Below are 11,616 nucleotides of genomic sequence, written 5' to 3'. Positions count from 1 at the left end.
TTGCTACCGCGTCATCTTGATCTGCCGCAGCGCGGGGATCTTCGGCAGCGAGCCGGTGTGGTCGGTCTCTTCCTTGGCCTGCGGCCCGGCTGGCGCGCGGGCGGTGGCGTCGGGGAAGCGCTGCTTCATCTCGCGTAGGAAGCCGTCGAGCGTGTCGACGCTCGCAGCCAGCTTGGCGATCTCGGCGAATTCGGCGCTGGAGGCCGCGGCCGGCTTGCTGGCGATGTCGAAGGCGACACGGTCGGCGCTCTCGCTCATCAGCGGCGCGTATTTCTCGCGAAAGCGCGACAGGCCAATCGAATCGTCGGCGAGCGCGTAGCCGACGGCGGCGCGGATGATGTCGCTCTTCTCCACCGCATTGAGCGGCTTGAAGTCGCGGAAGCGCTCGCCGTAATAGAGCTCGATCTGCTCGGCGGACTCGCGCCAGCGCCGCGCCGCCCAGAAGATGTCGGAGCGCAGGCGGAGCACCTCGCGTCCGGAGACGTTGGAGACGATGTCGAGCGCGAGATCGTGCCGGCCGACGTCGCTCTGCGCCCGCGCCTCCAGCAGCAGACGCTGCTGCCTGAGCTCGCCGGAGAGATCGCTGATGCGGCTCGCGCGCAGCGCCGAGATCGCCATGTCCGGCCTGCGGTTGGCGAGATAGATCATGGAAAGACGCGCGGCGACCTGGGCACGCGCGGCGCCTTCGAGGCGGTGGTCGACCTGGTATTGCAAGAGCTCGGCGGCCTGATCGAGCAGATCGATCGAGGCGAGACGGTCGGCGAGACGGCGGATCAGCTCGTCGCCGCGGCGGCCGATCGGCGTCAGCTCGCGGAACTCGTAGAACATCCCGAGCGCCTCGACCGGCGGCAGCTCGTCACCCTTGGGCCCCAGGAAGATCTGCGTGAACAGGTCGGAGGCGAGATCCTGCGCCTGGCGCGAGGCTTCCGCATTCGGCTGCAGCTTCGTCGCGGTGCGCGCCGCCGTGAGCGCGTCCCGGTAGCGCCCGTTCTCGGCATACATCTGCGACAGCATCTGGAGCGTCTTGACCTCGATCGCGTCGCCGCGCCAGGTCATCGACAGCGTCTCGAGCTCGCGCAGCGCGTCTTCCTTGCTGATCTCGTCGCGCTTCTGCCGCAACGCGATCTCGAGCTGCTTGGCCTCGGCCGCGGCCGGCCGGTCGCTCGAGGCGACCGCGAACTTGTAGTCGTCGAGCGCATCCTTGTCGTGGCCGAGCGCCTCGGCGAGCCTGCCGCGCAAAACGGCGAAGCCGGGCGCAGCCTCGGGCGATACGCCGACGATCTCGAGCTCGCTGCGCCGCTTGGAGGCGCCGGCATAGTCCTTCACCTCGAGCGAGGCGCGCATCGCGTCCATCGTCACGATGCGCTGGATGTCGAGCGGTAGCGAGGCGATCGCGAATTCGACGTTCTTGAACTTCTCGCGCGCGTCTGCCCATTTGCCCTGACGCGCATGGGCGAGCGCCTTCCAGAGCTGGGAGTCGTGGCTGTTGCCGATCACGGGATTGGCGAGGTCCTTCAGGCCCTGCGCCGGCCGGCCGATCAGGATGCTCGCGATCGCGTGCATGATCAGCGCGCCGCTCTCCTCCTTGTTGAGCGGATCGCTCAGCATCAATTCGGTCACGGCCTTGGCCTCGTGATACATCGCGCGTGACATGTAGAACTGCGCGAGGTCGAGCCGCGGCAGCGAGCGCAGCGCAGGCTCGACGGCCGAGATCGCCATGATCAGATCGCTCTGGCGCGTTATGAAGTTTTCCGACTGCCCCTTGCGCCAGGCTTCGGGGCTGAAGATCGGGCGCACCGCGGTCGGGGCGCGCTCGGCGGAGATGTCGACCGGCGACAACGTCAGTCCGCCCTTCTTGCCGAGAATGACCTTGTCGGATCCGACCTCGACGCCGACCTCGTCGGAGTTCGGCCGGATCGCGATGCCATGGGCGGATTCCAGCAGCGAGAGATCGACGAGGTCCTGACGCTTGATGAAGCCGCGCACCGGCCGCTGCGCGGTGACGACATAGAGCATGTCGCCGGCGTCGGGATCGGTGAGCTTGTGCAGCAGGCCCGGATTGGCGAAGGGAATCGCGATGTTGGCGAGCGCGGGATCGGTGATGTTGCGCGACATCATCAGCGGCAGCGGCGTCGCCTGGATCTTGTCGGCGAGCGTCAGCAGCCAGTTGGTCTCCTTGCCGACCTCCTCGCTCGTCAGCGAGTAGACCAGCGGCCGGGTGAGACGGATGCGTACCGCCTGCCCCTTGTCGAGGGGGATGCGGCCGACCTCGCCGATCATCGCCCCGCCCTTGGTCCGGATCGCCTCGACGTCGATCGGCTTCGGCGTGTCGAACACCAGCCAGACGGTATCGCCGCGGCGGAACGCCGCCGCAGGCGTTGTGACCTGAAGCGGGAACGTCACGCGCAAGCCGTCGCTGTCGCGGCGCGCATCGACGCTTGGTGCGGCCGGCTGCGGCGCGGCCGGCGCCTCGGCGGGCGCAGCTTTGGCTGCTTCCTTGACCGGCTCCTTCGCCGCTTCCTTCACGACCTCCTTGGGCGCCTCGACCATTGCCGGCTTGGCAGCCGCGGCCGGAGCTTCGGCAACAGGCGGGGTCGGCTTCGCGGCTTCCTTCGTCGCTTCCTTCGCCGCTTCCTTGGGCGCTTCCGCAGCGTGCGCACCTTCGGCCGCGGGAGCCGCCGCCGGTTTCGGCGCTTCGGCGGCGGGCATCGCGGCAGGCGCTTCCGGCTTCACCTCGGGCTTGATATCGATCTTGGCTTCGCGCGCGATCGTCTCGGAGGTCGGCGGTGCGATCTCGCGATGGGCGTCCTTCTTCTCGGCCGCCGGCTTTTCCGCGGCCGGTGCCGGTCCATGGCCTTGGCTGGCAGGCTTGGCCTGCGCAATCGCGGCCTCCGGCGTCGCAGCCGTCTTGCCCTTGTCCGGCTGGAAGGAGACGTCAACGACGTAGTTCTTCTCGTCGCGGAAGGAGTGCACGTCGGAATCGCCGATCAGCGCGATCTCGACATTGGTCTGGTCGATGTCGGCCTCCTGCTTGATCGAGGCAACGTTCGGCGGCGCGGCGACCACCGCGTCGGCGAGGTCGAAACTGAGGTTGGCGTTGAAGGCGAGCGTGAGCTTCTGCTCGTTGAGCACGGAAGACACGCCGACGCCGTCGGGCATCTCGAACACGAAGCGTACGAAGGTCGGCTGCACCGAAGCGCGCACACGGATCTGCGGACGCTTCCTGGTCTCGGCTGCGGCGCGCTGCGCACGCAGCGCCCGTTCGGCGACGCGCGCACGCTCGGCGAGTTCCTTGACCACGTCCATGGGCAGGCTCGGCGGCGGCCCCTTCCAGCCCTCGGGCAAGAGGTCGATGAAGGTGCGCTCGCCGGCATTCATGGTGTTGACGGTGACGCGCCGCGCCAGCGAGAGGCGGATGGCGCCGCCGTCGGGATCGCGGCGGGCGGAGTTGACGTAGTCGGGCGCCCCCTCCGGAACCCGGTCGACGGGCACGTCGACCGGCCGGTCGAAACGGATGATGAGAATGGAGCCGGCCGTCGTGACCTCGGAGGGAACATCCTCGCCGAGCCTGATCACGAGACGCGCGAAGCCGCCGGCGGCCGAAAAACTGGCCTCGCCCCGGATCGAGTCCGCCCGCGCCGGGCTTGCGGCGATCAGGAGGATGGTTGCCAGCGCAGGTGCGTTGCGGACATGACGCGACAGCCCCCACGCCAGGGCGCGGGCTCGCGACACAAATCCAGCGGCAGCCTTCTGCGCCATTGGCGGCATTTCTTCCGGTTCGACGACCCATACCGGCACATGGCGCCGGCACATGGCGTCGAATGTAGGTTTTGCCAATTAAGGACTTGTTAATGCTGTAAGGGCGACTTGATCCGGCTCAGCGCGTCGCGACGCCTCGCGTGTGGGCTTAGGCGTTCGCGCTCCAAATCTGGAGAGCAAGTGGTTAAGGAGACGTTAACACCACGTCGTCACCGGCGCCGGGCGGGACCGGCGCGGCCCGGGCCGCAGCCTGCCGTCTCGACAAAATCCTCCACGATGATCGACGAGCCAGATCCAGTCGTGAACTCAGTCGCGACCGACGCCATAATGCGCGAACTCGTCGCCGATGTTGCCCTGAATCGTCTTTGCAGCCGAAATGTCGGAATCTCCGCCAATCGCGTCGCCCTGCTTCAGCTTGGCAAGCCCGCGGCCAAAAAGCGCGCTCGCCAATTCCGGGGCGGCTCGCAAGGCAGAATTGTAGTCGGCGATCGCCGCACCGAACTCACCCATCTTCAGGTGAATCAGCCCGCGCGAGTCGTACACGGCAGCACTGGTCGATCCGGATTGAAGCGCTCTGTCGCAGTCCTCCAGCGCGGCCTGCCAGGCACCAAGCACCGCCCGGGTCCAGCATCGTCCGCTCCGTGCGGCCTGCGAATCCGGCTGGAGACGAATGGCCTCGTCGTAGTCATGCGCCGCGCGCTGGTGGTCATTCTTCTTCAGATAGGCTCCGGCGCGGTTGACGAAGGCAGCGACATAGTCGGGATCGAGCTTGATCGCATCATCAAAGGCTTCGATCGCGAGCTCATACTCGCCTTTCCTCAAGTAAGCCACACCGCGGTTGTTGAAGGCCTTTGCGTATGTCGGCTTGAGCGCGATCGACTGATCGAAATCGCGGATGGCTTTGTCGTAGTCGCCCTTTGCGGTGTAGGCATTGCCGCGATTGTTATAGGCGATAGCCAGAGCTGCTGTCGTACCCTGACTCGCCTCTATGAAAGCCGTGCAGGCATCGATCCGGACATCGAGCGGGGTGGCACCCACCCCGTTGCACGGTTCAATATGACTGAGATAGTTGGTCTTCACCTTGGAATTCTGGGCCGCGACTGGCAAGCCAATCAACAGCAGGACGCCAAGCGCCACTCCGCTTTTTGCGACGGACGATCTTGGTTCCATGTCAGGCCCCCGTCCCCTGAGATCTGGCGATTGCGCGGAGGCTAGAACCAGCGTTAGCACCCGCGGCAGATGTTCAGATTGAGCTTGTGCTCGGCCCTTTGCTCGGGTCGCGGCGCCCCCGTGCCGCCGGACTTCTTCAGATATTTGTTCTTGCCCTCTTCGATAAGAGTGGAAAACCTGGTGGTTCCGTCATCTGAGATTTCGACATGAGGTGTCGTGCCTCGAACGCCCATCGTGGCGACCGGCGTTTCGATCCTCATGTCGCCGGTCTTCGCAACCTGGCCGGCAACAAAGACGAACGTCCCCTTGGTCAGATTGAAGCTCGTCGAATTGGACTTTCCAGCCGGCTCGTAGACATATTCGTCCAATTTCATGCGGGCGTTGCTCGACAAGTTGAACGAAGTTCCGTCCACGAAGTTGATGCCGACCCGACTGTCGGCATCGGTTCGAACCACATCGCCCAAATAGACCGGATCGCCAATCTTGGTCTGGATGGATTCGCCCGGGACTTTTGCCTGGACAATGACAGCTCCCACATGCTCGATGATGACCGAGCCCTCGGCTGCCACAACTTTCCCGATTGGCTTTGACGACGAATCCAGGACGGCCCGCCGCGGAGAATCGCTCTGCGCCTGGACTGGGTGGGGTGACGAGGCGGCCAGCGCAAGGGCGATACCTGTCACGAGAACAGTCGCTGCGTGAGTGCGCATGGCTCACCCCTTTTTTAAGATGTTGTTTTGAGCATCCGAACGGCTCCGACGGTGTCGGCACCACCGGGCATCATGGCAGACCAGCGGCAACAAACCACGACAGGCAAACTGGTTATTCCGGATTAATCCGAACGGCTGATCGCCGTGCCCGAAAGAGCCACTATCCGTGCCGGGCAATTTCAACGAGCTTTTCCCCCGTGCCGTCAGGCGAAGCGACAGCAATTCTGCCGTGACTGGCCTGGGCGGAATTCTCGGAAACAACGACCTTCAGCGGGCCTGGCCAAGGTTGCCGGCGCAAAATTGCTCCCGATCGCGTGACGCGGCAAGCCAGCAAAGCTACGGCGATGTCTGAGGTCGACGCTGGGCAATCGAGGTCGAACAATGTCCGTCACGCCCGCTGGAAGGCCCGGGGACGAGCGCGAAGCCGCTGCGATCAGGCGTCACCGAGTGAACGCGGCCAAGAGCGGCCCTCTTGATGGACCCGTTGCGCAGATTCGCGAGCGGGCCTCTGCCGGCGGCTTCGGGATGCTGTCGCTCACGGCAATGCTCTTCTCGATGATCAAACAGGTCAAGGCCGCAGACCCGAACGTAACGTTCCTGGATGACGACGCCATCACTTACAAGGACCTTGCGCACGGTGCATACGAGCTTGTGACCAAGGAGCCGATCCCGCGGCACATCATCGTCGAGGATCCCGGCGAAACGATCGTCGTCAAAAAGGTCGGCTCCTCGGTCAGCGTGAACCAGGTCACGAACACGGCTGCTCGCATGGAGGAGTTGCGGGCGGCACAGCAGGACGCGCTTGCCAATCTGGAAGGGCGAGACCCCCACGGGTCGGGCACACCTCCTTTCGTCAAATCCCAGCCGCTACAGCCGATCAATTTCATTCCGCCCGAGGCTCCCGCGGCGCAAGATTTGCTGGCGCCTGTCTCACCGTTTTTCCTCCCTCCGCCTCTGATCATACATCCGCCGCCGACGCTGAACACCGGAGCCGGCCCGGCCGAACTCGATACCGTGGTGTTTGACACATTCACGGCGACGAGCGGGACGTTCACCGCAAGCAGCAGCAACAGTGATGCCACACTGACCTTCGGTATCAGCGGCGGCACCAACGGCAACACGGTGTTGGGCGGGGTGACGTATGATGTATCGCAAACCGGCCCCTATGGCACCCTTTACCTCAACAGCGGGAGCGGCGCCTACACCTTCGTCCCAAACAGTGATGCGATCAATGCGCTGAAGGCGCCAACGACCACAAGCTTCATTATCACGGTGGCGGATGGCTCGCTCTTGGTCAGTCAGCCCTTCCCGATCACCCTCAACGGCGTCGAAGATGCAGCCCTCATTTCCGGTACGACGACCGGCTCAGCGATAGCGGCCGGTGGCGTGGTCAATGCCTCGCCCGGCACGCTGATCGCGACCGGAACGCTCACTGATACCGATCCCGACGACCCGCCCAATACCTTTACGGCGATCGGCTCGCCGGCCGCGAGCAAGTACGGCACCTTCACGATGACAACGGCCGGCGTGTGGACCTATACGCTCGACAAGGCCAACAGTCAGGTGCAAGCGCTCCATGTAGGCGACAGTCTGACCGACAGCTTCACGGTGACCAGCATCGACGGCACCGCGCAGGTGGTCACGATCACCATCCACGGCCCGTTGGTTGAGGTGACGGACACGGCGCCCTCGCTGACGCTCAGCGAGACGCATCTGCCCGCGACGTCCCTGGACGACAACATCGCTGGCTCGGCGCCGGACACGACGCTGACGACGACGTCAGGCGACTTCTCGACGGCGTTCACCTCGGTTCAGGGGGCGGACGGTGCGACGATCAGCTACGCGCTGTCGATCACCGGTGGCAACGGCACGACATCGGGCCTGATCGACTCGCACACCGGCCAGGCCGACGTGCTGGTCCTGAACGGCAACACCATCGAAGGCCATGTTGGCACTACCGGCGGGACGCTGGCATTCACCATCACGCTTGATCCGACGACGGGGCTCGTGACCTTCACCGAATTCCGCGCAGTGACGGAGCCTTCCGGCACCAACCCGGACGGCGGGGAAGGCGTGTCGCTGACCGAAGGGACTGTGACCCTGTCGGCGACGATCACCGAAAAGGACGGCAACTTCCAGACCGCGAGCCGTGATCTCGGCAGCCGGCTGATCATCACCGACGACGGCCCGACGATTGCGGCGACGGGGACGGCTCCGTCGTTGACGCTGAGCGAGACGCATCTGACAGCTACGGCGCTGGACGACAGCATCGCCGGCTCGACGCCGGACGCGACGCTGACGACGACGTCAGGCAACTTCTCGACAGCGTTCACGTCGATCCAGGGGGCGGACGGTGCGACGATCGGCTATGCGCTGTCTGTCACCGGCGGCAACGGCATGGCGTCGGGTCTGCTCGACTCGCACACTGGCCAGGCCGATGTGCTGGTGCAAAAAGGCAATACCATTGAAGGCCATGTTGGCACCGTCGGCGGCACGCTGGCGTTCACCATCACGCTCGATCCGGCGACAGGAATCGTGACCTTCACCGAGTACCGTGCGGTGACGCAGCCTTTCGGTACCAACCCCGACGCCGGGGAAGGCGTCTCGCTGACCGCCGGGATTGTGAACCTGACGGCGACAATCACTGACAAGGACGGTGACTTCCAGACGGCGAGCCTTGATCTCGGCAGCCGGCTGACCATCACCGACGACGGCCCGACGATTGGAGGTTTTGGCATCGCAACCATCGTCGCCAAGGACGATCAAGTTGCGAACGGCACCTACAACGTGAGCTTCGGTGCGGATGGCGAGGGCGCGATGCGCGTGGCCGTCCACAATGGCACTGTTAATGGGTACGATCTGGCGACAACGGATCTGGGCGGCGGCATCACGTCGGTACACGTGACCGGGAATGGTGATGACTACACCTTCTATTATACGACCAAGGCGGTGAGCGGCGGCGTGGAGCTGGATGCGTTCTTCACCGATACAAGCGGGACGCTGAGCGATCCTTATTTTAGGCTGCTGATCAATCCAGACGGAACCTACACGTTTGACATCGAGACCGTCGGCTTCTTGCAGCAGACGACGGTGACCGGCTCCGATTTCGGAGCATCCGGCAGTGGCCAGCCGTCACTCACCGCTCCGGACGGTCTGCTCGTCATCACCGGCGATTTCAATGGTGCCCCTGCTGACGTCAAAGCGTCGAGCAACGGCATCGCGGTCGGCGACACCGGACTGCAAATGGATCAACACGAAACCTTGAATCTGGCCTTCACGCCGGTGCAAACGGACGTCAGTTTCGCGCTGACGCAGTGGCAAGGAAACGGAGCTGCGGACGTCGTCTTCAAGGTCTTTGATGGCACCAACGACATCCACGACTTCAGCATAAACATTCCAAAGCCATCGGGTGACGCCCACGTCGTGGTGAAAGAGACTTCGAATCTCGCGCTTGTAAACACTTACTCGTTTGATGGCGCAACTTCGACCTATACGCTCTACGTTGGATCGGAATTCAACCGAATAGAGGTGTCGTACGATCACGCGGTAGCCGGCAACGCTACGTTTACCGTCAACAACATCACATACAGCGAGGGATCCAGGATCCCCAGCACCGATCTGCTGTTTGACGTGACGGCCGTCGACCGTGACGGCGATGCGTCAACGACCGGCCTGCAAGTAGACCTTCTGGGCAGCACTAACGTTGCGAGTGGTGTCACCTTGAGCGATCCCCCACAGCCGGTGACGACTGCCGTCAACGGCACCAACGATGGGGCCACTCTCTCCGGGACCGCGACCGGCTCCATGATCGAGGCTGCGGGCGGCGCGCCTGGCACGCCGACCGCTTCCGGTGCGCTCACCAACACCGACGTCAATCTGCCCAACACTTTCACAGCGGTGCGCTCGCCAACGGCGAGCGACGGCGGCTACGGTATGTTCACGATGACCGCGGCGGGCCTGTGGACCTACACGCTGGACAACAACAATAGTGTGGTGCAGGCGCTCGATGTTGGCGACACGCCGACCGACACGTTCACCGTGACCAGCATCGACGGGACGACGCAGGTCGTGACCATCGCCGCCCATGGCGCCGGCGACGCCCCCAACGGTTTCGATAACCTGGCCGCTGGACCGGCCGTGACGAGCGATCCTCCCTTCGCCCCTGTGACTCACGGAAGTGAAACCATCGCGGCCGGTGGCGATGTGGGCCAGATCATCTCCACGGGCGCCGGCAAAGATACCGTCAACGGCACTGGCCAGGCTGACATTCTTCATGGCGGCTCCGGCAACGACACGATCAAAGGCAATGACGGCGATGACACGACGCACGGTGGCGCGGGAATCGATGCGGTCAACGGCAACAAGGGCAATGAAACGATCATCGGCGGATTTGGCGCCGACCAATTGACCGGCGGCACCGGGAACGACCGTTTCGTCCATTTGTCCGCGGCGGATTCCAAGGCCGGCCAGTTCGGCACCATCACCGATCTCAACCCGGGATCCGACAAGATCGACTTGACGGCTCTCGGCGGGCTTGGCTTCGTTCTCCTGGCCTTGAGCTCGGCAAGCACGTCCGTGCCGGCGCACACGATCGCCTGGCTCTACGACAGCGCGGCCAATGAAACGATCGTGTATGTCAATCCGAGCGACCAGACCCTGCACATTGGCGATTCCGGCCTGATCGAAATCCATCTGCAGGGCATTGCGACCATCGACGCGTCGGATTTCACCCTGACGCCGGCGGCGGCAGCCGTGCTGGCGGCCGGCAGCGACCCGCTCGATCTCAGCGCAACGACACAAAGCGACGCCACCGCCGTGACGACGACCAGTTCGTCCGAGACCACACTCAGCGACGGCACGCTCCTCGCTGACTGGAACGCGACGGACAGATCAACCGACCAGGCCCACAGCGTCTTTGCCAGTTCGGACCAGTTTGCATGGACCGAACATCCCAGCTTCGCCAGCTCAGACGGGGTGCAGCCGCACGCTGCAGAGATTACCAGCAGTGACGCGGCAACGCCCGCACCGAGCGGGCTGTCCACGATCTTGCACGACGAGGCCGCACCGACGGCGACCAGCTTTGTCTTCGATCAGCTAACGCTGCCCGACAGCACCGATACGACGATCGGAAACAATGACGCGATCGCCGGAAGTGCCCCCATGCCTGAGATTGCTTTCGCGGCGCTCCAAGATGCGGCCGAACAGCTCGCCCGGCACGGGCGTACGCTGGAGAAGGGCAACGAGGACCACGGTGCATCGGCTCCAGACAGCGCCCACAATGCTGCTCATGCCCACGGCGGCGCCAGTCATTCGCTTCCAAGCGAGGCAGCCGGACAGCACGATGCGCCGAAGCACGGCCCGGTGGATGTCGATCCGCCCTCTGCCGGTCATGCAGCGCACGGCTCTGCGCCTGCCGGTTCGCACCAGGTCGGCGACTCCTTTGACTTCAAGGATGGCGCTTCGCATGGCCAGGGTCCGGAGCACGGCGTCCAATTGGATGATCCCTCAGACCCGTCCGGTCATCACGAGCACGCCGAGAAAGCCCACGAATCCGAGGCGGCGTCAATGCACGAACTGTCCCCGTCGCATATTGATCCGGCTCACGGGGCAGGCACAACTGGCGCTCACGTGCTGCACGATCTGATCGTGTGACGCACACAAGGCGACCGTCTCTTCAGTGTTGCGGTCCCGCGCAATCCGGCGCGGAGGAGTTCTCTCGCTCGAGACCAGCGTCATCTTCAGCGTCGCCATCTTCCCCCTGCGGCGGCCATGCATGCTGATGGTCCAGCGCGGATGTCCAGGCGAACGTCATCGCCGCGATGAGCAGCCGATTGACGGCTTCGATTGCGCGTTCTGCTACGGACGAGTAGTTCATAGCTTCCTCCCGCGCTGCGGATTGCGAATGGCGGGAGCCTAGGACGAACTCTGCGGCGCCACTGTACTCCACTTCACATTTGTACGCGTCAACTCATCGCAG

The 11,616-nt window shown here is 64.2% G+C and carries 5 protein-coding genes; 1 reads left to right on the top strand and 4 read right to left on the bottom strand.

What is annotated here, in order from left to right:
• Positions 1–3 precede the first annotated feature (3 nt).
• From ACVWW6_RS22205 to ACVWW6_RS22195, 3 genes are all read right to left on the bottom strand, one after another.
• Positions 4–3,759 carry a tetratricopeptide repeat protein gene (locus ACVWW6_RS22205; protein ID WP_456683172.1) on the bottom strand — a complete coding sequence of 1,252 codons (3,756 nt, stop codon included), beginning with the start codon at positions 3,757–3,759 and terminating at the stop codon, positions 4–6.
• Between the two features lie 306 nt (positions 3,760–4,065).
• Positions 4,066–4,929 (bottom strand): tetratricopeptide repeat protein, encoded by an 864-nt coding sequence (locus ACVWW6_RS22200; RefSeq protein ID WP_038967162.1) that lies wholly within the window; start codon positions 4,927–4,929, stop codon positions 4,066–4,068.
• Between the two features lie 53 nt (positions 4,930–4,982).
• Entirely contained in the window at positions 4,983–5,639 is a 657-nt protein-coding gene (locus ACVWW6_RS22195; protein WP_097532197.1) for a FecR family protein, read from the bottom strand.
• Positions 5,640–6,020: 381 nt separating this feature from the next.
• Between ACVWW6_RS22195 and ACVWW6_RS22190 the strand changes: the two genes are divergently transcribed.
• Entirely contained in the window at positions 6,021–11,291 is a 5,271-nt protein-coding gene (locus ACVWW6_RS22190) for a DUF5801 repeats-in-toxin domain-containing protein (RefSeq protein WP_456681385.1), read from the top strand.
• A 22-nt stretch (positions 11,292–11,313) separates the two neighbouring features.
• On the opposite strand, the gene ACVWW6_RS22185 is transcribed toward ACVWW6_RS22190, so the two are convergent.
• The gene (locus tag ACVWW6_RS22185; RefSeq protein WP_039185590.1) at positions 11,314–11,514 is read right to left on the bottom strand and encodes a hypothetical protein; all 201 of its coding nucleotides are present in this window, start codon (positions 11,512–11,514) and stop codon (positions 11,314–11,316) included.
• Positions 11,515–11,616 lie beyond the last annotated feature (102 nt).

It is taken from the genome of Bradyrhizobium sp. USDA 3311, assembly GCF_054062495.1.
This window is presented reverse-complemented; position numbering and strand designations above follow the sequence as displayed.

Coding starts and splice junctions, on each gene's coding strand:
- ACVWW6_RS22200 (WP_038967162.1), bottom strand. CDS start 4,929: ATGGAACCAAGATCGTCCGTCGCAAAAAGCGGAGTGGCGCTTGGCGTC.
- ACVWW6_RS22190 (WP_456681385.1), top strand. CDS start 6,021: ATGTCCGTCACGCCCGCTGGAAGGCCCGGGGACGAGCGCGAAGCCGCT.
- ACVWW6_RS22205 (WP_456683172.1), bottom strand. CDS start 3,759: ATGGCGCAGAAGGCTGCCGCTGGATTTGTGTCGCGAGCCCGCGCCCTG.
- ACVWW6_RS22185 (WP_039185590.1), bottom strand. CDS start 11,514: ATGAACTACTCGTCCGTAGCAGAACGCGCAATCGAAGCCGTCAATCGG.
- ACVWW6_RS22195 (WP_097532197.1), bottom strand. CDS start 5,639: ATGCGCACTCACGCAGCGACTGTTCTCGTGACAGGTATCGCCCTTGCG.